Here is a 25,881-nt window from a genome sequence, read left to right on the forward strand (position 1 = left end):
AGGGATTCAACATGGCTGATTTACGCATAAATCTAGCAGGTATAGCGTCACCTAATCCGTTCTGGTTAGCATCGGCGCCACCGACCAACACGGGTTATCAAGTTCAACGCGCTTTCGAAGCGGGGTGGGGTGGAGCGGTTTGGAAAACACTTGGTGATCCCATTATTAATACGTCTTCGCGTTTTGCAGCTATTCATTTCAACGGACAACGCGTTGCAGGCTTCAATAATATTGAACTCATCACGGACCGACCGTTAGAGGTTAATCTTAAAGAAATTTATGAGACGAAGAAGCGTTTTCCGAATCATGCGGTTGTTGTATCCCTGATGGTTGAGCCGAACCGAGAGAAATGGCATGAGATTGTAAAAAAGGTCGAAGCTGTCGGTGTCGACGGCTTGGAGCTGAACTTTGGCTGCCCGCATGGCATGGCTGAACGCGGCATGGGTGCTGCTTCGGGGCAGCAGCCAGATCTCGTGGAGGCGCAGACGATGTGGGTGAAGGAAGCGGCGACGACGCCGGTCATCGTGAAGTTGACGCCGAACATCACAGATATTACGAGCACCGCTAAGGCGGCGGTTCGAGGTGGAGCGGATGCGATATCGTTGATCAATACGATTAACTCATTAGCTGGCGTGGATATCGATTCGTGGAACACGATTCCGCATGTCGGGGGCAAGGGCTCTCATGGCGGCTATTGCGGACCAGCAGTTAAACCCATTGCCCTCCATATGGTTGCTGATTGTGCGCGAAACCTAGAGGTTGGCGTACCTATTTCTGGCATTGGCGGTATTTCCAATTGGCGAGATGCCGTTGAGTTCATGCTGATGGGCGCGACGGGCGTTCAAGTGTGTACGGCAGCGATGCACCATGGTTTCCGCATTGTGGAGGATATGATCGATGGCTTGAACAACTATTTGGATGAAAAAGGTCTCGCCAGCGTCACAGAATTGATCGGGAAATCCGTTCCGCGCTACTCCGATTGGGGGAACTTGGATTTGAACTATGCGGTTGTGGCGCGAATTGACACGGATACCTGTATCAACTGCAACAAATGCCATATCGCTTGCGAAGATACGTCTCATCAATGCATAGATATGTTGACGGGCGATCAGGGTCAGTCCTATTTGCAAGTACGCGAAGAAGATTGTGTGGGATGTAACTTATGTGCGATTGTTTGTCCCGTTGAAGGCGCCATTTCTATGATTGAGGTATCAGGAACAGAAGCGCCAATGACTTGGAACGAAAGGCAGGAGGCCGTCGCCAAGCTGTCAGCAGGCAAAGAAACCACCAAGAAGGAGGCTGTGTAACCATGTCCAAGCTCATTAAGAACGGAACGATCGTGACGTCTGTTGACCAGTACCAAGCGGACGTCCTTATCGAGAACGGGATCATTACGCAAATAGGTTTGAACCTCTCCAAGGAAGGGGCAGAAATTGTCGATGCCGCAGGTCATTACGTGTTCCCAGGCGGTATTGATCCGCATACCCATCTTGACATGCCTTTTGGCGGCACGGTTACAGCCGATGATTTCGAAACAGGCACGAGAGCGGCCGCTTTCGGTGGGACGACAACGATCATTGATTTTTGTTTAACGAACAAAGGAAAACCGCTAAGTCAGTCTGTTCAAACTTGGCATCAAAAAGCCGCAGGCAAAGCCGTCATCGACTATGGATTTCATTTAATGATTGCGGAAATCAACGATGAGGTACTGGCAGAGCTGCCGAAAATGATTCACGATGAAGGGATCACCTCGCTCAAAGTGTTTATGGCTTATAAAAATGTGTTCCAAGCCGACGACGGCACGCTGTATCGGACACTGCTCGAGGCAAAACGGCACGGAGCTCTTGTCATGGTACACGCAGAGAACGGCGATGTGATTGAATATTTGATTAAAGAAGCGTTGGAAGCGGGAAATACAGATCCGATTTACCATGCATTAACGCGTCCATCCTTAATTGAAGGAGAAGCGACAGGGCGTGCGGCTAAGCTTACTGCATTGGCTGGTTCTCAGCTCTATGTCGTTCATGTGACGTGCGAAGAAGCCGTTCAGCAGATTGCCGAAGCGCGGAATCAAGGCGTTGATATCTGGGGGGAAACGTGCCCGCAGTACTTGATGCTGGATCAGACCTACTTGGAAAAGCCGAACTTCGAAGGGGCAAAATATGTATGGTCGCCTCCGCTGCGCCCGCAGCATCACCAAGAGGCTCTGTGGACCGCATTGAAAAATGGACAGCTGCAGACGCTCGGATCTGATCACTGTTCATTTAATTTCAATGGGCAAAAAGACTTGGGACTTGGCGATTTTAGCAAAATTCCGAATGGAGGACCTTGCATTGAAGATCGATTCTCCATCCTGTATTCAGAAGGCGTAATGAAGGGCCGCATCACACTGAATCAGTTCGTAGATATCGTGTCTACGCGAATTGCGAAGCTTTTTGGCTTATTTCCCCAAAAAGGGACCATCGCCGTTGGATGCGATGCGGATATTGTTATCTTTGATCCGAACGTAACTCGGACGATCTCAGCTGAAACCCACCATATGAATGTGGATTACAATCCATTTGAAGGGATCGTGATCACTGGGGAGCCTGTCACTGTACTGTCTCGAGGCGAATATGTGATTCGGAATAAACAATTCGTAGGTACGGCAGGTAGTGGCCAATTCGTGAAACGAGGCATTTACCATTCAGCCTCACGTGATGAAAAGACGAAGCAAGAAGAAGTTGTTAAAGGGGGAGCCACACATGTCTGAGTATGTGCAATTTAAGCTAGAGAAGCAGAAATTGGATGACTTTGTGGCTCAGAAGTTCAGAATCGTCGGGGTGAAGGAAGATCTGGAGGGAGCGTGGCTCGATCTCGAACATCCCGGCGGTGAAACGGCGAATCTCCATCTAAAGACGGCCAGTGCTAGGAAGTATTATGTGTCCTTGCTCCTTAAGCAAGAACAAACGCAAGCTTAAACGATCGCGCCATGTATGTATTCGTAGCCGTGTAGGGCCAGTTCAATGGCAATCCTCTTGTGTGGATGCATGTAATCTTCACCAAGCAGCGCTGCTATTTTGTACAGACGATGGTACAGGGTTTGCCGGACGATAAACAGCTCCTTGGCAGTATCTTGTTTGGATCCGCATAGCGCTAAATAAACTTTCAATGTCTTCAGAAGCTGTCCATTTTTCTCCCGATCATAATGAATTATTTTTCCGAGATATTCATCAATGAATGACTCCAGCTGACCGGTATGTTTCATTTTTAGTATCACTTTGTTCACATGCTGATCATGATAGAAAGGACTTGTAAGCATACCGGTATCTTTCTGTATCTCAATCGTTTCTTGAGCGGTCTCATAGCTTTCCTTAACGCGAGTTGGGTCACTTAATGGTTTTCCGATACCGAACCAAGGGGAGAGTAAGGTTGTTTCCTGATTAGTCTCTGATTTTTGAAGTCTTTGTATGGCTCTGGAGATTCGTTCATTGCATGGTATGGCAGGCAATTGGTCAAGAAGGATGAATACGATTTGATCCTGTATGACGCTTGGCATGAGATAGAAACCTTCACCTTCGAAAAGGGCGCGGGCAATCATCTGCTTCTGTAAAAGGAGGTCTTCATAGTCCTTGGAAGTTTCGGCTGTTGGGACGATGTCAAATAGACAGACGATGGTTTGGTTCAGCTTCATGGTGGGTTTGATGGAGAACATATAATCGCGAATTTCTTGCCCTGTATGTTTACCGTTCAGCCAATCAGTGACCCAGAGATTCTGTTTGTACCGCGTTTTCTCCTCCATATATTTCGTGCGCATCATTTCTTGTGCAATAGCCGTTGCGAACCTGTCTAAAGCAAGGATTTGAAATTCACTGAGTTCTTGATCGGCATATAAAAGTAAGTCTGCGAACAAATGTTCCAAGGCTAAAATAGGTCGATGGGCCAGTTTGTTTTTGGCATTAGGAAGTTGAAAGATCTCGCCATAAATCCATTTCTCATAAAAGGCATCGGCCTTCGTTTTCGGCATGGCAGGGACGAACTGCGCCTCCGCGCCGAAAGGAAAGAAGGCGACTTGTGAGTGGGTTGTTTGATGCAGCATCTTTAAGAGGGCTTGCAATCCTTTCCCCGAGAGGAGTAACTGATTCAGCTGGGTTGAGAGGGATTCCAGGTCTGACACCATTTTGTGATGCTGATGGATGAAGAAGGTGTGTAGATCCTGCGTGATGTCGATATATCGTACTTCTTCGTGGAAAAAGATAAGTGGAAAGTTCTCTTGGGTGGCTAGCTTCTTCATCCGTTCAAGCGGCTGTTTCGTATATATGCCGAGCTCGATACATAACCCTGAAGCACCACTGTCGATCAACTGCTGCAAAAAGGAAAGACTTAGCTCCTCGTTATCATGCCAACCAATGCCTGTGCTTAGAATAAGCTCGTTTCCATTGAGAAGATGGCCGACCTGGGTCACTTCCATGATATGTACCCAACGTACCTTTCGGTTCAAAGCTTCCTCACTTGCGATGGCTTCTGCTTTGTGAAATAGCGGTCTCTGCAAAATATCTTTCACTGTTAATTGTAAAAGTGTCTGTACCAAGCGAGCTCACCACCTTCATGTAAGGAAAGTTGACGTGACATAGCGAAATTGTAATTTCACCTATTATACAATGTGTTCAGAGACTTTTGGGAAAAATTCTTCCTACCAGGAGATGAACGAATATGAAACTCTTACAAAATTTCATTAATGGCGTTTGGATCGATTCAGAAAACAGTTCAATGAGTGATGTGATGAATCCGGCAACAGGAGATATCATCGCTCGTGTGCCGCTTTCTTCATCTGAAGACGTGGAAGCGGCTGTCTTTGCAGCACAAACCGCATTCGAATCATGGAGCAGAACACCCGTACCCAAACGAGCAAGAGTATTGTTTCACTTCTGGCAGTTATTGCAGGAACATGAACAAGAACTTGCAGAGCTCATCACGTCTGAGAACGGTAAAAGCTATAAAGAAGCGTTAGGTGAGGTGCTCCGTGGGATCGAATGCGTAGAATTTGCAGCAGGAACGCCTTCGCATATAATGGGATCGACATTGGCTAATATATCCGCAGATATGGATTCTGAGTTATTTCGAGTTCCGCTTGGCGTGGTTGGGGGAATAACCCCCTTTAATTTTCCGATGATGGTGCCATGCTGGATGTTTCCCTTAGCCATTGCTTGTGGAAACACGTTCGTGTTAAAGCCATCAGAGCGAACACCGCTGACTGCTATGAAATTAGCGGCACTTTTTCAAGAAGCGGGTCTACCTGATGGAGTATTGAATGTCGTCCATGGTGCACATGATGTCGTCAATGCCTTAACAACTATACCCGCCGTAAAAGCTATCTCATTCGTAGGCTCGCAGCCTGTTGCGAAATATGTCTATGAGAAGGCTTCTTCCGCTGGTAAACGTGTGCAAGCGTTAGCAGGGGCCAAAAATTATCATATCGTGATGCCCGATGCCCATGTTGAAAAATCGGTTGAGAATATTATCATGTCTTCCTTTGGCAGCGCGGGGGAGAGATGCATGGCATGCTCAGCTGTTGTGGTTGTTGGCGATGGGGAGAATTTCGTAAATAAGCTTCATCAAGCAGCACGTAATATGGTAATTGGCAATGGGATGAAGGAAGAAGTAACACTCACGCCGATCATTCGAAGCGAGCAGCGCACTAGGATTGAAGCTTTTATTGACAAAGGGATAGAAGAGGGAGCGGAGCTTTTATTAGATGGAAGACGTGCGGAGGCTTGTTCGGCTGAAGGATTTTTCCTTGGAGCTACGGTATTTGATCATGTGAAACCGAATATGACGATTGCGAAAGAGGAAATATTTGGGCCGGTCTTATCCCTGTTCCGTGCCGAGGATCTGGACGAAGCGCTGCTCCTTGTGAATCAATCGCGATTCGGCAACTCAGCCGTTATCTATACGGAAAATGCCAAAGCCGTACGCAAATTCCGAGAAGAAGTGGAAGCGGGAATGCTTGGCGTAAACGTTGGCGTACCGGCACCGATGGCCTTTTTCCCATTCTCCGGCTGGAAAGACTCCTTCTATGGGGATTTGCATGCAAATGGCAAAGATGGTGTAGAATTTTATACGAAGAAAAAGATGATAACATCACGTTATTTTTGAAATTATTTTTTAAAAAATAGGGGAATGAGGGCCGCGAGCGATTGCGGCTTTTTTGCCGTCGTGTATGGACAAGCTTTAATCGTTGATGTAGGTTTAAGAATAAGGAATTAAGGGGGAGACACAATTGATTCGAATATTGGCTGTTAACGAAGAACAGGAGATTATCCATATCTCCTCATTAGACGATCTTAAACATGCAAAGATAGATCGATACTGGGTTGATTTCAATGCGCCTTCCAAGGAGGAGGCCTTACTCTTACAGAAGCACTTTCAATTTCATCCACTGGCTATAGAAGATTGCTATCATCATCTACAGCGACCTAAACTAGATCACTATGAGGATACTCATTTTTTTGTCCTTCATGCTTTGCATCCTGAAACGTTAGCTGCGGAAGAGGTGGACTTGTTCTGGGGCACCAACTTCATAGTTACCTTTCATTATTCACCGTCTAAGGAAATTGATGAGGCATGGCATCGGATGGCAGACCAACAAAAGTTTTGTGAGAAAGGCATCATATACACGGCCTATTTAATTATAGATAAGCTGGTAGATGAATATTTCCCGAGTCTATATCAAATCGAAGATCAGTTAGATGAAATCGAAGTAAGAGGTAAAAGTGTTCCGGTTCATATCTTAATGAATGAAATATTTGAAATAAGAGCTAAGCTATTAAAGATTAGAAAGACAATTGTACCTATGAGGGATCTTCTTTACCGTGTTATTAATACCGAAAAAATTGAAGGTCTTAAAGAACATGTCGTCTATTTTACAGACATCTACGATCATTTGCTAAAGCTCTCCGAAATTATTGACTCCAACCGAGATTTAACTGCGGATATACGAGATAGTTATGTTTCCATAAATTCCTATCGGATGAATACGATTATGAAGACTTTAACGGTGATTACGACCATTTTCATGCCTCTTACATTTATTGCTGGGATATACGGAATGAATTTTCAAAATATGCCGGAACTTACTTGGCGTTGGGGGTATTTCACTGTTCTATTTATCATGTTCGGCATTGGTTTCGGTATGTACTTGTTATTCAGAAAAAAGAAATGGTTTGATTAGTAGCATTAAATATTAATGTCATTAATTATCAGTGGAGGACGCTTCCATGATGAAACATAAACAAAAAAAGCATAACACGATGGGGCAATATACGGAGCTGCTTAGCCGATATTTGTTCCCGCAAAAGAGTACGCTCATTGTCTTGACGATGCTCTTATTCGCATCTATTGGTCTTCAGCTCATAAATCCGCAAATTATTCGCTATTTTATCGATACCGCTCAAACGCAAGGGGCGATGCAGCCACTGATCACAGCAGCGATTATGTTTATTGGCTTCGCGCTTGTTCAGCAGCTGGTTTCGGTCATTGCTACCTATTTTAGTGAAAATGTAGGGTGGAAAACAACGAATAAACTGCGAGTGGATCTGGCCGCTCATTGCCTATCACTGGATATGTCTTTCCATAAATCGCATACATCCGGTTTGCTCATAGAGCGCGTAGATGGGGATGTCAATGCGTTGGCCAATTTCTTCTCAAGCATGATCATTCATTTATTAGGTAATCTGCTGTTGATGGCTGGTATTATTATTTTGCTGCTTCGAGAAAATTGGTTGATTGGCGCGGGGCTGGCCTTTTTCGTCGTTTTTGCGGTCTTTATGATTCAGTGGATCCGTAAATTTGCTGTTCCAGTTTGGGCGGGATGGCGGCAGGCGAATGCGGAGTTTTATGGTTTTATTGGTGAGCATCTGGAAGGTACTGAAGATATTCGTGCCAATGGTGCTGTTGGGTTCGTGATGAATCGTTTCTATACCATGCTCAGAAAAATGCTGCCGCTTCGGGTCAAAGCCTTTCTCGGTTTCTGTGCGATGTGGAACATGTCTATTTTCGTTTTTGCGCTTGGCAACGCCATGGCGTTTGGCATTAGCGCTTATCTGTGGCATACCCAGCATATTTCTCTAGGTACTGTGTATCTGATTTTCTTCTATACGGAATTATTAGCCAAGCCGATTGAGAAGATTCGTACGCAAATGGAAGATTTGCAAAAAGCAGACGCCAGTATCTCACGTATTCGCGAGCTGTTCGCCATCCAGTCCGAGATCAAGGATGGACCCGGAGCACCGTTACCGGAAGGACCGCTTAGTGTTGAGTTCCGTGATGTCACGTTTAGTTATGATGGGGATCAGCCTACGATTGAGGGGCTAAATCTGACACTGAAACCTGGAGAAGTCCTAGGACTCCTTGGCCGCACGGGGAGCGGAAAATCAACGATGGCCAGATTGCTGCTTCGCTTTTACGATCCTCAAAATGGAAGTATCGCGCTTGGTGGGACGGATATCCGAAGCTGTAAATTAGTTGATCTTCGTAAACGTGTAGCCCTGGTGACGCAAAATATTGAAATTATGCAAGGGACCATTCGAGATAACCTAACTTTCTACGACGATTCGATCACGGACGAACAAATTATTGAAGTACTCAAGGAGCTTGGACTCGGCGCGTGGTATGAAGCCATGCCTGAAGGACTCGATACAGGTTTAGCCTCAGGTGGAGGAAGCCTATCTGCCGGGGAAGCGCAACTGCTAGCCTTTGCACGTGTTTTCTTAACGAACCCCGGACTTGTGATTATGGATGAAGCTTCTTCAAGACTTGACCCGCTGACCGAGCAGCGTATGGAAAAAGCGGTTTCTAAGCTGTTGACACAGCGGTCCTGTATCATGATTGCGCACCGTCTCACTACCGTTCAACGAGCGGATCATATTCTTATTCTGGATAATGGGCGAGTCTTGGAATCGGGAAAAAGAGAGCATCTGGCCGCAGATCCGAATTCTCGCTTTAGCCAATTACTGGCCACAGGCTTAGAGGAGGTATTGGCATGAATACGTATCATTATTTGTGGCGGCTTATCATGTACCGACCCATACGGTATCTGATTAACGCTATTGCTTGGACCGTTATTTATTTGGCGCCAATTGCGCCTGGACTTATAACGAAAGAGTTTTTTGATTCGCTGACAGGTACATCGGCGCTAGGTTACGGTGTATGGGGATTGATCGCATTGTTGATGGCTGCGGCCTTAGGACGCATCATGCTGATTATTATTGGTTTCATTACGGATGTTAATTTTCGCTTTCGTATGGGGATGCTGCTTAGACGAAATCTGCTTGAGCATGTATTAAAGCAGCCAGGGGCACAGGCCATTCCCGTTTCTCCGGGGGAAGCGATCAGTCATTTCCGAGATGATGTCGATCAATCGGAAGAGGCAGCAAGCTGGTCGGTCGATGTGTTCGGAATGACTTGTTTTGCCCTCGTATCGGGCTATATCCTGATTCGGATTGATGCTCAAATGACGCTGCTTGTGTTTATGCCAATCGTTCTCGTGATTACGGCTGCACAGTTGGCGACGGTACGCTTACAGAAATATCGCGCAGCTAGCCGCGAAGCGACCTCCAAGGTAACGGGAGAGATCAGCGAAATGTTCGGCAATGTGCAGGCGATTCAAGTCGCAGGTGCGGAGAAACGAGTGATCGCTCGGTTCAGCAGCTTCGGTGACGATCGTAGGAAAGCTATGCTGAAGGATCGGCTTATGGGTGAACTGCTGGATTCGGTGTTTTCTAACTCGGTTAATTTGGGAACGGGACTTATCTTATTGCTGGCTGGAACGAAAATGAGAGCTGGGACGTTTACCGTCGGAGATTTCGCTTTGTTCGTGTACTATTTAACTTTTGTTACGCAGTTTATTACAAACGTGGGTAAATTTATTACATATTTTAAGCAGATGAGTGTGTCGCTCGAGCGATTGACGTTTCTTTTACAGGGGGCTTCAGCGAAGGTTCTTACGATGGTTAATTCACTGCATTTGAAGGCGGAGAGTAAAGTTGCAGAGGCTGCTGTGTCCGCTATCCCTTTGGCTCAGAATGGGAGAGAGAGTGAGCGTCAGAGTGGGGATGATCGTGAGGGAAGTGAAAAGGTAGCGCGAGGACTCGAGAGAGTAAGTGCCAGTGGAGTGAATATAGGGCAAGGACACATCAAAGATGAAAACCAGATAGCGGCCTCGCTGCAGCGGCTTGATGTGAATGGACTGAGCTACGCTTACTCGGATACAGGCAGAGGGATCTCGGACATTCACTTCAGCTTGAAAAGAGGATCGTTCACCGTGATTACGGGAACGATTGGTTCGGGCAAGACCACGCTTGTTCGCTCGCTCCTTGGGCTGCTGCCCAAGGGAGAGGGAACGATTGCGTGGAACGGCGTGCCCGTCGATGATCCGGGCACATTCTTTACACCGCCGCGGAGCGCATATACCGCGCAGGTGCCGCGGCTATACAGCGATACGCTGCGCAACAATATTTTGCTCGGGCAAGCGGAGCAAGGCGATAGCTTGCAGTTGGCTTTACACGCGGCGGTGATGGAGTTCGACGTCGCGCAGCTGCCAGGCGGGCTGGACACCGTCATCGGTCCGCGTGGGGTGAAGCTCTCCGGCGGGCAAGCGCAGCGGACGGCTGCAGCGCGCATGCTCGTGCGCGACGCCGAGCTGTATGTCTTCGACGACTTGTCAAGCGCGCTTGACGTCGAGACGGAACAGAAGCTGTGGGAGCGGATGTTCCAGCGTCGAAGCGACGCGACCTGTCTGGTCGTATCCCACCGCAAAACGGCGCTCACGCGGGCGGACCACATCATTGTGATGAAGGAAGGCCGCATTGAGGCTGAAGGAAACTCGGACGAACTGCTTCGGCAGAGCGCGACGTTCCGGGAACTGTGGTATGGCGATGAGCGGCATACCTAATGAAAAAGTAGAGGGGCTGTCCCGTAAGTAGATAAATCTACTTGTGGACAGCCCCTTAAAGTTTATCGGACATTCGAATCGGTATTCTAAGCGAAAACCATACTTCCATTGGGTTTTTCCAATGGAATCGACTCTCAGCATTCGAAATTCGTGGTTCTATTGGAATAACTCCAATCGAATTGGCGCCAAATCGCTATTTCCGCTGGATTAACTCCAATGGAAGTAGCAGGTAGCAGGTAGACAAGTGAAATGCATGAAGTAGGGCTGAATGTTCCAAATAGACTTGAGACAGCTCCTTTTTTTATTTATATAAAGGAAAATTGTGCGGGTTTCACGAACATATATGAACTCCTTTTCCATAGGACAAAGATTGTAATTCAGTTAGGTTAAGGGCAAAATTAATATTCAAAAGCAAATTTAGGGAGTGAAAATAGAAAATGATGAACCCCAAACAATTAGCAGCTGAGAAAGCTGTTGAATTTATTGAGGATGGCATGGTAGTAGGATTAGGCACTGGATCAACAGCCTATTGGGCAATCCAAAAAATTGCTCAAAGAATACAGGAAGGACTTCGTATACGGGCCGTAGCGAGTTCTAAAGACTCGGAAGATTTGGCAAACAAATTAGGAATTCCTATAGTACCTTTTTCAGAAGTAGATGTAATAGACCTAACAATTGATGGTGCTGATGAGGTTGATACGCATTTAAACTTAATCAAGGGCGGAGGCGGCGCATTGGTCAGAGAGAAGATATTAGCAAGTAATAGTAAGAGATTTTTCGTCATTGTAGATGAATCAAAACGAGTAGAACATTTAGGCGAATTTCCATTACCGGTCGAAATCGTCCCTTTTGCTGTGAATTTAACGATAAATAAATTAAAGGAACTAGGGTGTAGCACAAGGATACGAATGAGTAACGATAAGGAGTATATTTCGGATAATGGCAACATAATCGTAGATTGTAACTTTGAAAAAATAGTAGAGCCAACAGAGCTAAATAAACAAATTAACTTGATTCCAGGTGTTGTTGATAATGGCTTATTTACTCGCATGGTCAGTTCATTAATCATTGGATATAACGATGGAAAAGTTATGATTATTGTCCAACCATGAGGGAGGAATGAAATCACAACATGCATTTTGTGCATCAAAATTAGGCGTTGAACGTTATTTGGAGGGGATTACCTGCAAAATGTGCAGCTAATTTCCTCATCAAAGGCTCAAACTGAGCTTTTCGGTTGAATTTGATGTAGGAAATGCATGTAATTCATGAGAGTAGAGTAATTGAAGAAAAATTAACTGTATGTTTTACAGCAAATATTGTTTGAGTGGTCTTACGGGGACTGGGAACTGGGATCTGGTCTTAGAAATTGAAGCTTGGAACTATAGCTTGGCACTGTCAGAGGCTAAGTGTAGTAGTTGTTCTTGTAGTTGTTCTTGTAGTTGATCTTGATCTTGATCTTGATCTTGATCTTGATCTTGTTCTTGCTATTATGGAAGAAGCAATTTCTTTAGAATTTAGACTAATGGAAATCACCGAACGGAAGTTTCATAGAGTCGTTTTATGCGCAAGAAGGGAAAATCTACCAAAAGAACGAATCTATTTAAGATAATCCTGACAATTAAACAAGGAGCGAAAGTACATATGCATGATTCGCCAAATCTTCTCTTAATCACAGATATACCAGGCTATACTCCTCAAATCAGTAGGCTGATGTCAATGATGAATTACGCGAGAAGTACGACGCTGAGAAGTGTGGAAGGACTCACAATTGAGCAATTAGACTACACAATCGACGCGACAAGCAACTCGATCGGCTCTTTGCTGCTGCATTTCGCAGCTGTCGAGGTTGCTTATCAGTTGGAGACATTCGAGCACCGTGACTTGAACGAGGAAGAAATGAAGATCTGGGGAGCAGCCCTTGATCTTGGTGATCAAGGTAGAGCCCAAATAAAGGGAAATAACCTTGACTATTATCTCAATATCTTGAGCGAGGTGCGCAGCAAAACGTATGAAGTTTTCAAGACGAAGACAGACGATTGGTTATATGAGGAGTATCCATTCTGGCAGAACCAGCCAGCCAATCATTATTTCATGTGGTACCACGTGTTTGAGGATGAGATTAATCATCGGGGACAGATTCGTTGGATGAGAAAACGACTTCCGGTATAAAATCAATAAATTTTACCCTGTTAGGAGGCTAGAAGAGATGAATACCAATAAACCAGTCGGTCTGACCGCTTCGGTAGGCTTTCAAATTGGTGTTAGACGTACACTACCCTTTTTTCAAGAGGAAACTTGGGAGTTGTTGACTTCAACAAGAGGGCGAAAGCTTTGGTTAGGCGATGCACCGTCAGCCCAGATCGTGAAGGGTCACAAATTCGCGACGCAAGAAGGAACGACGGGGGAATTTCGTGTGGTAAAGCCGCAGGAACAGCTTCGATTGAGTTGGCAGCCTGCGGGCTTCCCGAATTCGTCAACACTTCAAATTCGTCTGCTGCCTGCCGCTAGTCCAGGAAAAACGACGATTAGCTTCCATCAAGAGAAGCTGGACACTGCGGAGCAGAGAGAAGCTATGAAAGTACATTGGGAAGAGGTCATCAGCGGGTTATTAGCCATTTCTGAGGATAAGTCCATACGATGACGAACACGCTCATACTAGTTTTCATTCTGACGATGATTATCCATACAGCGGAAACGTTGTCATACTCGATTCGGTACGCTGGAGTGCGAGTGAACAAGCTGGCCGTGGCACTTTCTTTAGTCGGCATTGTCGTCCTTGTATCTCGTACTGCGAATTTGATTCAGGCGCCAATGACTGCGAAATTCGTTGATTTTGCGAAGATCGAATCGACCTTCGATTTGGAGCGCTATTTGCGAATCATTTTATTCGCCTCGTCGATTGGGACACTGATTGCGATTGCTTTATTCCCGTCTTTTATCAATCTCAGTGTTCGAGTCATTTCCCGTTTGGAAGTCGCTGGTTCGATTCCAAAACTCATATCGAGTGTAACGGTGACACAGTTGAAGAACACGAAAAAATATTTGAAAAAGCCGAATGTCAAGCTGCTTAGCCAATTCCGTTATTTGGGGATTCCAAAGCGATTTCTTTTGATTAATATAATTGTGACAGCTTTCTATTCGGTGGGTGTGCTTTCTTCCTTATATGCCGCGCATTTATTGCCTGAATTTGCAACGACAGCGTCGCAAGCATCTGGACTTATTAACGGTATTGCTACTATTTTGCTTACCATATTCATAGATCCGCAGTTAGGTCTTATCACGGACAAAGCATTGCATGACGAATCGCAGCGTAGACAGCTTGGCAAGATCTATGCGCTGCTCATGACATCTCGATTTCTGGGAACACTGCTAGCGCAAGTTTTCCTTATTCCATCTGCTCATTTTATTGGATGGGTGGTCAAATGGATCTTCTAATTGTTCGATTTCCTTTCCTTCACAGCGCTTGCTTGGTATAATAGCAAATATCATAGGAGCGCAGCTAGAAACGGAGCCATAGAATGAAGAAGTTCAAGAAATTTTATATCGAAATTACAAGTGTTTGTAACTTGGCCTGTACTTTCTGCCCACAGACGAAGCGCCAAGCTAATTTTATTGAAATCGATACCTTTACCCATATATTAGATCAAATAAAGCCCCACACGGATCACATTTATTTGCATGTCAAAGGGGAGCCTTTGCTGCATCCGAAGATTGACGAACTGCTGGATTTGAGCCATGAGAAAGGCTTCAAGGTGAATATCACAACCAACGGTACGCTGATTAACAAAAATAGACACAAGCTGCTGGATAAACCGGCGCTGCGCCAAATGAATTTCTCCTTGCACAGCTTTGATGGCCACGAAGGATCTGAGGATAAAGAAGGATATGTCACGAGTATCCTGCGATTTGCTAAGGAAATCGTCGCCAAGTCCAATGTGATTATCTCATTCCGTTTATGGAATCTGGATACGGACAATCAGACGAATCAAGAACGGCAGCTAAACCGTGAAGTGCTGGAATTGCTCGAGAAAGAGTTCGAACTGGATTACAAAATCGATGAGAAATTCGTTCGCGGCACGGGTGTTAAGCTGGCTGATCGTGTCTATCTGAATCAGGATCATGAGTTCCAGTGGCCGGATTTGAAAGCAGAAGAAATTGAAGGGCCGGGCTTCTGTCACGCGCTGCGGAATCAAGCAGGCATTCTTGTTGATGGCACTGTGATACCCTGTTGTCTGGATGGGGAAGGGGTCATTAATCTGGGCAATATCAACCAAACTCCTTTTTCCGAAATCGTAGAGGGAGAACGGGCGAATCGATTGTTTGAGGGTTTTTCCAGACGTGAAGTTGTCGAGGAATTATGCCGCAAGTGCGGATATCGCGAACGTTTTAGCATGTAAAATAAGTGGAGCTCATTCTAGCAGCATGTGTGCTGGGGGATGGGCTTTTTCTTATGTTTCTTTTTCTAGTGAATCTTTGCTTTTAAACAGCATTCGTGGGATAATACAAGTTTGATTCCATTCTATTCGTTGGGGGCACATTACGTGGGACGTTATCCATTTGCATATGATCACGCACAGCCATTCATGCAGCAGGTTTCTGACTGGATTGCGGATATTTTTTATGAAGTTTTGCCTGAAGCGGGCTTTGAGGTGCGTGACGAACAGATTTACATGGCGTTCCAATTAGAACGTGCTTTTGCTGAGAAATCGACCATTTTTGCTGAAGCAGGAGTGGGTACAGGGAAAACGCTTGTCTATTTATTGTATGCGATATGTTACTCGCGTTTCATGAAGAAACCGGCTATCATCGCTTGTGCGGATGAATCCTTAATAGAGCAATTGGTCAAGCCTGGTGGGGATATTGATAAAATATCGCGTCATTTGGATCTCGTTATTGATGCGCGACTTGCCAAATCACCTGACCAATACGTATGTCTCGTCAAGCTTGATGAGGCGCGATTCGGACATGAGGATATTGGCTTATATAGAGAGCTGCATGAAGGTCTTCCTGACTTCGTTCATACACGTGAAGCGCTGCAAACCTTTCATGCTTATGGGGACCGCAAAAATTACCCACACTTGAATGATGAACAATGGAGCAAAGTGAGTTGGGATGCCTATCAGGATTGTTTCGTCTGTGATAAGCGCCATCGCTGCGGTCAAACGTTATCTCGTGAAGCGTATCGACGTTCGGCGGATCTGATTATCTGCTCGCATGATTTCTATATGGAACATGTGTGGACGTACGACGGAAGAAAGCGTGAAGGCCAGCTTCCTTTGCTGCCGGATCACTGTACGGTTGTTTTCGATGAAGGACATCTGATGGAATCGGCTGCTCAGAAAGCATTAACGTACAAGCTGAAGCATATCGTGTTCGAGGAATTAGTGGTTCGTTTGTTAAAAGGGGAAGTACGCGAGACGTTAGCCGTCTGCATTGATCAGGCCATTGAGCAAAGTGAGCTCATGTTCGAAGTGCTTGAAAGCTGCTGTCAACCGATTGTTGGATCGGATCGCAAGCAGATTGTCATCAACGATCGATTGCTGCGAGAAATCCATCGGTTAAGTGATATTTTATCGGAGATTGAAGAGGAGCTTGTCTTTGAAGGTGAAATGTTCACTTTAAACGACTACCAACTTAAGATCGTGGAAGAACATTTGGAAATGATGCAGAAAGCGCTGGCTTTGTTCCGCAACGATCAAACCTTCATTTGTTGGGCCACAGAAAGCATTACAGGTCTTAGCCTAGTGATAATGCCGAGAACCGTGAAAGAAGTGCTGAAAGAACATGTTTTTTCTTCCAAAATGCCAATCGTTTTCTCATCGGCTACTCTATCTGTTGAAGGTTCATTCGATTATGTGGCTAATAGTTTGGGCCTTGATCAGTATCTATCATTCTCTGTAAATTCTCCATTTGATTATGCAGAGCGGATGGAAGTGATCGCACCTAAGTGGGCGTCTGGCGGAACGTTTCAAGAAAAGATGGAAACCGCGGTTCAGTTGTTAAAAAGAACAGAAGGAAGAGCGCTAATTCTGTTCCCAACCCACGAGGAGCTGCAGCGGTTTAAGCGGGAAATCAAAGGTCGATCCGATTGTTCGGAATTGACATTCTTGTTTGAAGGGGATCAAGAAATCAGCCATTTGATTGCCTCTTTCCAAGGGGATGAACACAGCGTGTTGTCGGCAGTCACCTTATGGGAAGGACTCGATATACCGGGTCCTTCGTTGTCCAATGTCATTGTCTGGTCACTGCCGTTTCCTCCACAAGATCCCGTATTCAATGCGAAGCGTCAAGCATCAAACTCACCATACGAAGAGGTGGATATTCCTTATATGCTGTTAAGGCTTAGACAGGGAATAGGACGTTTGATTAGGACCCGTGAAGACAGTGGGATAATTGCCATCTTCCATGATGAGCTGCATGATAACGCGGTGCTTCGCGATCATATTGTTCGTATTTTACCCGCTGGTGTAACACTGAAGAGCGAGCCATTCACTTCGCTGAGTGACACTATGTGAACCAAATGTCGCGAAATCGAACCCATCCAAGTGAGTCGAGGGAGATGCCGCGAATCGATGGATGGTAAGCGGTTTTGAGATGTTTTCGATATAGAAATAGCAGGCTGTGGCGCTGCTTGAGCTGGGATTCCAACTGCTCGAGCAGCGCTATTCTGCGTTTCGGGTCGGACTCGGAACGCAGTTGTCGCAAGCTGTCATCGAGCATGGTCTGCACTTCTGGCGCAGCATGCTGCCGCATGCTCTTGTACAAATCGTAGAGCCGCAGCTCGCGATGCTCGTCTAGCATGACGGCAAAAAGCAGCAGATCCGCTGTCATGCGCAGCTCGCCCTTGAATTCTTCTGCAGGAATGAGCAGAATTTCCAGTGTGATTCCGGACATGGCGTACATTTTCTGCAAGAGGAGCGCATCCTGTTCATATTGCGGGATGGTCGCCAGCTTCAATACATTACCCTTGTAATTAGCAGCTGCAAGCAGGCGTTCGACTTCAAGTGGCTGTCTCGTCGTGCTAATTTCATGATTGGATCGACTCTTATCTTGTTGTGGCTGCAAGAAGAAGCTACTTGCCGCTTCAATGACATCGCCAGAGAGCTGTTCCAGCAAATAGAGTCGATCCAAAGCTAAGTGAAGTGCCTCGCGAATTAATGGGTTCTTTAATGGTCCGTCTTTCAACTCATTCACGGTCATGAATTTTGTCGTCATGCCAGATTGCCGTACTTGCTGCCAACGCTGTGCTTCCATGTCTGAAATTCGCACATTGTGCATGACTTGGAAGGGCTGTTTTTGCGCTGTTAATTCCGTCTGTTCATTCTCCGGCAATGTCCACACCTCAACCCGATCCAAGAACCCGCGCCCTTGAAAATAAGCAGGAAAAGCTTCTAAGATCCAAATGCCTTGTTCATGTCCAATTAATCGGAAAGGTCCAGTGCCAACGGGCGACTTGTCCATCAGTCCGCCGGCTGCTTCACATACATCCGCAGGAACGATGGAAGCGCGATTAGTAGTTAAGAATCCTAGAAATAATTCGTTACGTTCAGACAATTGAATACAGACCGTTCTTTCATCCGGTGTTGTAATGTCAGTGATGCCCGCATAAGCCCAACTGTAAAGACCGCGCGGCGCTAAGCGCCCAAGCCGTTCGAGTGAATATTTCACATCACTTGCCAGCATCTCATGGCCATGATGAAACTGCACGCCTTTGCGTAAATAAAAGGTCCATCGGGTGCGCGAATCATCTACATCCCATGCGTGAGCCAGATGCGGAAGAATCTGATCCCCTTTGGCATCCATGCGAACGAGTCCATCGAAGAGTTGATTCACTAGATGGGATTCCCCGGTATAATGAATGGCTGCAGGGTCTAAGGCGTGAATCGTTTGAGGGAGTGGAAAGCGCAAAATATCCGTTCGCCGCTGGCCTTGTACCTCAGACCGAAAGCCGAACTGCCCTGACAACCAAACTTGGAATTGTTCTCGCAGGGAAGAGGCATGCTCGGCTGCTTGCAGCAGTTCAAGTGCAGAATGCAAATCCTGTTTCGCGACTAATTCCTTAGCTTCCTCCATAAGCATATCTTCTTTGCGCACATGGAATATAAGGGTAGAGCGATTGCCGCGGCCTTTCTTGGGCAGCCAAGTGAGCCATTGGTCCAGCTGCATTCGCTTAAGAAGCAGCACCATGTTGCGATGTGTACAGTCCAAATGCAACGCTAGCTCTTCCAGCGTTATGTCAAGTGGATGATCTTCAAGAACATGGGGAAATGAGCGTCGAAGTGTCAAATAATGCTTGCGTATTTTCACCCTTAAGCCTCCGTTTTATAAAATATGAAATTATGAAATTTAAACTTACACTTTTTGTTCTTGTTTTACAGGTTACAATAAAAGGCAGGAAATAACAAACGTTTAGGCTGCCTTACCATCTGTCAAACAAAGGAGAAAAAGTCCAATGAGAGATCCTGCTCCATGGCAAAGAAAATACAGTTTAATGCTTGTGTACGCATGTTTATTTGGTTTCATGGTTCAATACATGTTTTGGGACCATGCTCCCGGCATCTCTGTTCTAATTAGTGTGGTTGGTTTTTACAGCCTTTACTTTTACGCCATAAAGGGAAGATTAGGCGGTTTTGAGCCGTGGGAAGGACAAAATAAAGCCGGTTGGTTCCTTCTAGCTCCCGTTGTGTTAATTGCTTTGACGTATACATTGTTTGCTAACAAACTGTTTCATACGCTTAATTTGCTTGCCTTACCCTTATGCATGGCGATGCAGACGATTGTCTTATCGCGCAATAGTAAACACGCATGGTATCATGCTACATTCCTGCAGGATCTGCTGAGACACTGCTTTGGCAGGCCGATAGCTTACTTGTCAGTACCATTTGGGATGATCAAAGCTTGGCTGCCGAGTAGAAAGACCGAAAAGGAGTCTGCTTGGGGAAAGATAGGGAAAGTTGGTGCAGGTCTATTGTTGGCAGCCCCTATATTGTTCATCGTCATTGGGTTGTTAGCTTCTGCGGATCGTGTTTTTCAATCTTGGATAGAAGGAATCCCGCATTGGTTCAACGGAATATCAGTTGCTGAGGGGGTTGTACGTACCGGTTTTGGGATTGCAATAACCCTATACACCTTCTGCTATTTATGGGGAATTCTTTTTCCAAAAGTCCTTGAAGTCAGCCAGACGCCTCAAGAGTTTAGTGAGGAATCTGCTGCTGAAAGCAAAAAGTTCCTGATTGATCCAATAACAGCCGGTACTTTGCTTGTATGTGTCAATGTCGTCTATGTGCTGTTCGCTTTCATTCAGTTCTCCTATTTATTCGGAGCAGCGAATGGGCTTTTGCCAAATGGTGTGCTCTATGCGGAGTACGCGCGAAGAGGGTTTGCTGAGCTCGTAGCTGTCGCAATCATCAACATCTCTCTGCTATTTCCAGGCCTGCACGCGATCCGCCGCAGCGGGCAAATGGGTGAAAATATTCGAAAAGGGCTGCTGACGATGCTTGTCGGATGCACGATCGTGATGCTCATTTCCGCTTACGGAAGGCTTTCGCTGTATGAAGAGGCTTATGGATTCACCCAAACGAGATTGCTTGTTCATGGCTTCATGATTTTCTTAGGTGTTCTGTTTATCATTGCTTTTTTCCGAATCTGGATAGAACGGATGTCCTTATCAAAAGCGGTTATCACAACGGCAATTCTGGCCTATCTCGTGATGAATTATATGAATATAGAACAAAGAATCGTCATCAACAACATGGAGCGGTACGAAAGAACGGGAATCATCGACCTTGAATATCTAGGGAGACTCTCAACCGACGTGGTACCACCACTCAAGGAACTGCAAGTCAAGCATCCTGAGTTGGTGACACTACAAGCAACGATAGATCGTATTAAAGCAGACTCTGGAGATGATTCATGGCCTGCCTGGAATTTATCCAAGTATCAAGCGAGAAGGTAATTTTAAAAAAAATGATAAGATACGTTTCGATTTCGAAGTATCTGGGTATTTTTCCCTATCAACACAAAACCCAGACTTAGGAGGATGAAACGTTATGAAAAAACAATTAACTTTCGTACTTACATCCGTAATGGCTGTATCCATGTTCTCATCTGTCGCACTGGGCAAAACGTCTTCTAACTTCACGGATTTGAGTCAACTAGACGCCGCTACCAAAGCCAAATTCGATGCGATGATTAGCGCGGGTATTTTTGATGGAATGACCGAAACGACTTTCGGCTTAAAGAGTCAAATGAACCGTGCACAGTTCGCTAAAGTGGCAGCGATGATCTTGGAGCTTCCGATTAATGCTGGTCTAAGAGTTTCCTCTTTTACAGATGTAAGTACATATGATCAAGCTAATGGCTATGCCTTACCCTATATTGAAGCTTTGAAAACAGCTGGCATTACGAATGGCGTTAGCGATGGTGCTTACAACCCAGCTGGACTAGTGACAAAGGAAGAGTTAGCTGCTTTCTTGATTCGAATCTTAGGTAAGGATGCAGAGGCAAGCCATAAGACATTAACGGATGGATCTGTCTCCAATTGGGCCAAAGGGTATGTAGCTCTTGCCTTGAACTTGAAGCTTTTTCCAGAAACAATTGGTGCTTTTGAAGGCCTGATGCCTGCCACCCGCGAGCTTTTGGTCACTGGCGCTTATGAAGCAAAACAACAATATGTACCGGGTAAAATCGCGTTAGTTAGCGCACAAGCTATTGGAGCAAGTAAAGTGAAAGTTTGGTTTAATCAAACGGTAGATAAGACAAAAGCAAACCTTACATTAAGTAAAGGAACATTGCATGTTCCGGTAACTGTGACATGGTCTGATGATGGCAAATCGGCTACATTACTCACATCTTCAACGATCAGTGAAGGTGAGTATACAGTTGCAATTTCTGGATTAGACGCATCAACGGTATCGAGAAATGAAGTCTATTTCAGAGCACAAGCGGAGCAGGTAACCGAAATCAATTTCGTCAATCCAGAGGAAACCATTGCGAACAGCTCAGCTGCAACGATTAAAGTAAAAGCCCTAAATCAATATGGAGAGACGGCAACTCTAGGAACTTCGGGATTCACGGCTATTGTAGCGGGTTCAGCTCCAGCAGATTTTAAAAAGGATGAGTGGGGCAACCTCAATATAATTGCAAACGTCAAAATGTCCCAAATGAACGAACATTTGCCTGTAACCGTTTATGTGCATAATAGCAAACTTAGTGCAGCCCGAAGCTTCAAAGTTGGCAACGCGCCTGTGCTGAGCTTCATTGAACCGAACAAAATTATCTATTCGAATATGAAAACAAGATTGATTGAAGTGGGCGATAAAGCTTCCATTTCATTGAATTTGTTTGACCAGTATGGGAACCCCATCATCAAAAAACAGTTAGATCTCAGAGAGGTAACTTCAAAGAGCTTGGTGCCTGTTGTATCACCTGAAAATCCAAGCCTCGAGATTGTGAAGGCGGGCACTACGCTCGGGACAACTGATTTATTTGATGAAAATGGGAACGCCCGTTTCGAAGTTAGGCTGACTGCTAAGCCACTGAAAGAAAGCACGCATAAGATTACCATTTATAGCGAGGCAGCTAATGCGATGGTGAGTGTGGATGTAAATTAAACGATCTTAAGGACTGCTTAATCTCTGACAACGGAGAGTAGGCAGTTTTTTGTTAAGACGAAGCTTTACACCTATTTAGCATGGTAAGTAGCTAGGGTACTTGTCGAGCAGAGTGAGAGGATGGAACATGTATAGACATACGAATCGGTGCAGGAGAGATGGTGAAGTAGAAAGGCAAGTTGTACATCATACAACAATTCCCTGATAAGCAAGTAGATTTTTTACCAAATACGTGTTAAGTAACTCCTTTGCACCAACCGCTACAAAAAGCTCTCACCAAAGGACGGCGTGAGCCAATTATTTTTGTTGTGTTAAGTACTATACATGAGAACGTGCGTTTGGTATACTATTGAAAACTAAGTTGGTAAAAAATGGGGTGAATCAAGGAGTAAATGAATAGTCTGATCGATGTAATGAAATTGAAATTGAAATTGAAATGAAATTCGCAAAAGAGGAAGGAAGTCAATCGAAATGAATATCGTAGAGAGTCAAACTAATTCTGCAGAGAGCAACTCAGAAATAAAGAAGAGTGTCATTTGGATTTATTATGTTATCTTTTTTGCCGTATTGAATGAATCAGTATTCAACGTATCCACCCCAAGTATAGCTGAGCAGTTCGGGCTGGATGCTTCCGGTGTAAGCTGGGTAGTTACGATCTTTTTTATCGTTTTCGGTATGGGCATGGTTATATTCGGAAAGCTATCCGATATCTACAGCATCAAAAAATTGATTACAATCGGAATTTCTTTATACGCAATTGGATCAATACTTGGCTTTGTATGCCAATCGTGGTACCCAGCTGTTATCTTATCACGGGCCATTCAGGGTGCTGGCGGATCAGCGATCCCTGCATTGATATTCGTCATGGTTGCCCGATTTTTCACAGTGAAAGAACGGGGGAAAATGTTTGGTATCATCACATCGACTGTTTCCTTCGCGATTGGGATCGGTCCTGTACTAGGCGGATACATAGCTGGATCGTTCCACTGGGCCTTTTTGTTTCTTGTTTCGGTACCGGTAGTCATCGCTATTCCTTTTTTTCAAAGGTTTCTGCCCGTTGAACCGCGGAAAACCGGTAAACTGGATGTAGTAGGAGCGGTACTGCTTGGCATTGTGATATCGATGCTAATCTTGTTTACGACAAATGGGAATTGGATATATTTAGGAATCGTACTGATCGCATTTGTCCTATTTATCGTACAAATTCGTAGAGCGAAGGAACCGTTTGTCGAGCCTGCTCTTTTCAAAAATTCACTTTATCGAAATGGTCTCATCATTGGGTTTCTTATTTTTGGCACAGTAATGTCGGTCATGTTCGTAATTCCGCTGATGCTTAGAAAGATGTACGGCCTAGATACGGAACATATTGGGCTCATTATGTTTCCAGGAGCTATAAGCGCGGTTGTCTTCGGAAAAATTGCCGGCAATATGACGGTTAAGCGAGGAAGCCATTATGTCGTATATCTTGGATTGATATTAATCGCGGCAAGTCTTCTTCTGCAATCTTCAGCGATCGGACTTTGGGTATGGTACATTGGAGTAGCACTCATTTTGATGTACATCGGATTTTCTTTCATGCAGACGGCATTAACGGAAAGTGTAACGCAAATCTTGCCAGTTCATCAAATTGGCGTGGGGATGGGCTTTTTCAATATGACTTCAACGATTTCCGGAGCGGTCGTGACGGCACTCGTTGCCAAAGTGATGGAGAAAGAGCTGCTTGCTTTCCCGCTTCATCCACTAATTTCAGACTCGCATGCCTACTTGTATGGTAATCTCATTCTGATCTTATGCTTTGTTGTAATAGCATGCACTTTGCTTTATTTCGCTTCTTTTGGCAAAACTAATCAACAGCTAGTCAATGATCCGGCATAAATAATGGCATAACGATGAATATGGAAGAGCCCAACCTGTACAAGGTCTGGCTCTTTCATTTTTTCACCCTTAGGAGTGGAACACTAAAAGTATAGGATGCTTTTATTATCATTACGAAGCGTCGTTTAAAATCATGCAGCCCCGAAGGTATAAGCATTTGTAAAAGGGTGTATATATAAAACATAAATATGAAAGCGATTACAGCTTGTCCCATTCTATCTATCGACCGAATATAACCTCAGCAGCACATGAAGGAAAGACCATCATGTCGAAGGAGGCAGACGGATGCATGTGACCTATACGGATGAACAGAACATGATTCGTTCCATGGTGCGTGAGTTTGCGATTAACGAAATAGAGCCGACGGCTGCTGAGCGGGATGAAGAAGAGAGATTTGATCGAGTTATATTCGATAAAATGGGGAAGCTTGGTTTGACGGGTATTCCGTGGCCGAAAGCATACGGTGGCCTCCAGTCTGATTTTCTAACGTATGCCATGGTTGTTGAAGAGCTTTCTAGGGTATGTGGTTCCACTGGAGTTATGCTTTCCGTTCATACCTCTCTAGTCAGTTGGGCGATTTATAAGTATGGCACAGAAGAACAGAAACAAAAGTTTTTGCTGCCTTTAGCAGAAGGCAAGAAGTTGGGAGCTTATAGCTTGACGGAAAGTGGTTCCGGCTCCGATGCTGGGGCGATGAGGACAACAGCGACAAAGGACGGGGACAGTTATGTCCTGAGCGGCTCCAAACTATTTGTAACAAACGGAGGGGAGGCGGAGGTTTACATTGTTTTTGCGATGACGGATTTGCAGCAAAGGCAAAAAGGGTGCTGCGCGTTTATCGTGGAAAAGGGAGTCTCTGGATTCATTTTAGGCAGCAAAGAAAAGAAGTTGGGCATCCGTTCTTCGCCGACAATGGAACTGAGGTTTGAGAATTGCCGTGTTCCTGCGGAAAACTTGCTAGGGCCGGAGGGTGAAGGCTTCCGAATTGCCATGAAAAGTCTGGATGGCGGACGTATCGGCATTGCTGCTCAAGCACTTGGCATTGCGCAAGGTGCGCTAGATGCTTCAATCGCCTATGCAAAAGAGCGAAGTCAATTGGGAATGCCGATCGGTGAACAGCAAACGATGGCTTTTAAAATTGCTGATATGGCAACGCAGATTGAAGCAGCTAGACTGCTTACCTATCAGGCCGCTTGGCGTGAAAGCAAGGGGGTAACCTATGGCAAACAAGCTGCAATAGCCAAGCTTTTCGCCAGTGATACCGCCGTTAAGGTGTGCATTGAGGCTGTGCAAATTTTTGGAGGGGACGGTTATACTAAGGATTTCCCTGTGGAGCGGTTTTTGCGCGATGCGAAGGTGACCCAAATATACGAAGGGACGAATGAGATTCAGCGTATTGTGATATCACGAATGCTTCTTGCCGACTGAAGAAAGTGAACGAACGGAGGAAGGGAGAGTGAA

19 protein-coding genes are annotated in these 25,881 nt (G+C 45.3%); 17 read left to right on the forward strand and 2 right to left on the reverse strand.

All coding sequences use genetic code 11. The annotated features are described in order from the left end of the window. Positions 1-11: 11 nt before the first annotated feature. From preA to NYR53_RS16475, 3 genes are read left to right on the forward strand one after another with little or no spacing between them, the layout of a single operon-like run. Complete coding sequence (preA, locus tag NYR53_RS16465) at positions 12-1,307, forward strand: NAD-dependent dihydropyrimidine dehydrogenase subunit PreA (protein WP_261306125.1); 1,296 nt, start codon at positions 12-14, stop codon at positions 1,305-1,307. 2 nt (positions 1,308-1,309) lie between these two features. Further along, on the forward strand, positions 1,310-2,752 hold the full coding sequence (gene hydA, locus NYR53_RS16470) for a dihydropyrimidinase (protein WP_261306126.1): 1,443 nt from the start codon (positions 1,310-1,312) through the stop codon (positions 2,750-2,752). Then, positions 2,745-2,960, forward strand: coding sequence for a hypothetical protein (locus NYR53_RS16475; RefSeq protein ID WP_261306127.1), 216 nt, complete (start codon positions 2,745-2,747; stop codon positions 2,958-2,960). Before hydA ends, NYR53_RS16475 begins: the two co-directional genes overlap by 8 nt. On the opposite strand, the gene NYR53_RS16480 is transcribed toward NYR53_RS16475, so the two are convergent. Further along, a complete protein-coding gene (locus tag NYR53_RS16480) occupies positions 2,957-4,570 on the reverse strand; it encodes a PucR family transcriptional regulator (protein ID WP_261306128.1) in 1,614 nt (537 codons plus the stop codon). The genes NYR53_RS16475 and NYR53_RS16480 overlap by 4 nt on opposite strands. Before the next feature lie 122 nt (positions 4,571-4,692). Between NYR53_RS16480 and NYR53_RS16485 the strand changes: the two genes are divergently transcribed. The 10 genes from NYR53_RS16485 (at position 4,693) to NYR53_RS16530 (ending at position 17,448) form a co-directional block, all read left to right on the forward strand. Beyond that, positions 4,693-6,135 carry a CoA-acylating methylmalonate-semialdehyde dehydrogenase gene (locus NYR53_RS16485; protein ID WP_261306129.1) on the forward strand — a complete coding sequence of 481 codons (1,443 nt, stop codon included), beginning with the start codon at positions 4,693-4,695 and terminating at the stop codon, positions 6,133-6,135. Positions 6,136-6,259: 124 nt separating this feature from the next. Then, on the forward strand, positions 6,260-7,210 hold the full coding sequence (corA, locus tag NYR53_RS16490) for a magnesium/cobalt transporter CorA (RefSeq protein WP_261306130.1): 951 nt from the start codon (positions 6,260-6,262) through the stop codon (positions 7,208-7,210). A gap of 46 nt (positions 7,211-7,256) precedes the next feature. Beyond that, positions 7,257-9,023: an ABC transporter ATP-binding protein gene (locus NYR53_RS16495; RefSeq protein ID WP_437180153.1), complete on the forward strand. Its 1,767-nt coding sequence runs from the start codon at positions 7,257-7,259 to the stop codon at positions 9,021-9,023. Continuing rightward, on the forward strand, positions 9,020-10,930 hold the full coding sequence (locus NYR53_RS16500) for an ABC transporter ATP-binding protein (RefSeq protein WP_261306131.1): 1,911 nt from the start codon (positions 9,020-9,022) through the stop codon (positions 10,928-10,930). The genes NYR53_RS16495 and NYR53_RS16500 overlap by 4 nt, the downstream gene beginning before the upstream one ends. Positions 10,931-11,370: 440 nt before the next feature. Then, positions 11,371-12,042, forward strand: a complete 672-nt coding sequence (gene rpiA, locus NYR53_RS16505) for a ribose-5-phosphate isomerase RpiA (RefSeq protein WP_261306398.1) — start codon at positions 11,371-11,373, stop codon at positions 12,040-12,042. A 532-nt stretch (positions 12,043-12,574) separates the two neighbouring features. Then, the gene (locus tag NYR53_RS16510; RefSeq protein WP_261306132.1) at positions 12,575-13,102 is read left to right on the forward strand and encodes a DinB family protein; all 528 of its coding nucleotides are present in this window, start codon (positions 12,575-12,577) and stop codon (positions 13,100-13,102) included. Positions 13,103-13,139: 37 nt separating this feature from the next. Further along, on the forward strand, positions 13,140-13,574 hold the full coding sequence (locus NYR53_RS16515) for an SRPBCC domain-containing protein (RefSeq protein WP_261306133.1): 435 nt from the start codon (positions 13,140-13,142) through the stop codon (positions 13,572-13,574). Then, complete coding sequence (locus tag NYR53_RS16520; protein WP_261306134.1) at positions 13,571-14,368, forward strand: lipid II flippase Amj family protein; 798 nt, start codon at positions 13,571-13,573, stop codon at positions 14,366-14,368. The genes NYR53_RS16515 and NYR53_RS16520 overlap by 4 nt, the downstream gene beginning before the upstream one ends. Positions 14,369-14,451: 83 nt before the next feature. Next, entirely contained in the window at positions 14,452-15,330 is an 879-nt protein-coding gene (locus tag NYR53_RS16525) for a radical SAM/SPASM domain-containing protein (RefSeq protein ID WP_261306135.1), read from the forward strand. 144 nt (positions 15,331-15,474) lie between these two features. Next, entirely contained in the window at positions 15,475-17,448 is a 1,974-nt protein-coding gene (locus NYR53_RS16530; RefSeq protein WP_261306136.1) for an ATP-dependent DNA helicase, read from the forward strand. On the opposite strand, the gene NYR53_RS16535 is transcribed toward NYR53_RS16530, so the two are convergent. Then, positions 17,441-19,240, reverse strand: coding sequence for an ABC transporter substrate-binding protein (locus NYR53_RS16535; RefSeq protein WP_261306137.1), 1,800 nt, complete (start codon positions 19,238-19,240; stop codon positions 17,441-17,443). The two genes, NYR53_RS16530 and NYR53_RS16535, sit on opposite strands and share 8 nt — an antisense overlap. Before the next feature lie 145 nt (positions 19,241-19,385). On the opposite strand from NYR53_RS16535, the gene NYR53_RS16540 reads away from it, so the two are divergent. The 4 genes from NYR53_RS16540 to NYR53_RS16555 all read left to right on the forward strand — a co-directional run bounded on the left by NYR53_RS16540 (position 19,386) and on the right by NYR53_RS16555 (position 25,848). Further along, entirely contained in the window at positions 19,386-20,888 is a 1,503-nt protein-coding gene (locus NYR53_RS16540; protein ID WP_261306138.1) for a DUF4153 domain-containing protein, read from the forward strand. A 94-nt stretch (positions 20,889-20,982) separates the two neighbouring features. Then, positions 20,983-22,545 carry an S-layer homology domain-containing protein gene (locus NYR53_RS16545; protein ID WP_261306139.1) on the forward strand — a complete coding sequence of 521 codons (1,563 nt, stop codon included), beginning with the start codon at positions 20,983-20,985 and terminating at the stop codon, positions 22,543-22,545. Positions 22,546-23,016: 471 nt separating this feature from the next. Beyond that, on the forward strand, positions 23,017-24,420 hold the full coding sequence (locus NYR53_RS16550; RefSeq protein ID WP_261306140.1) for an MFS transporter: 1,404 nt from the start codon (positions 23,017-23,019) through the stop codon (positions 24,418-24,420). Between the two features lie 285 nt (positions 24,421-24,705). Then, positions 24,706-25,848, forward strand: coding sequence for an acyl-CoA dehydrogenase (locus NYR53_RS16555; RefSeq protein ID WP_261306141.1), 1,143 nt, complete (start codon positions 24,706-24,708; stop codon positions 25,846-25,848). Positions 25,849-25,881: the final 33 nt, after the last annotated feature.

This window comes from Paenibacillus andongensis (assembly GCF_025369935.1).
GTDB classification, from domain to species: domain Bacteria; phylum Bacillota; class Bacilli; order Paenibacillales; family NBRC-103111; genus Paenibacillus_E; species Paenibacillus_E andongensis.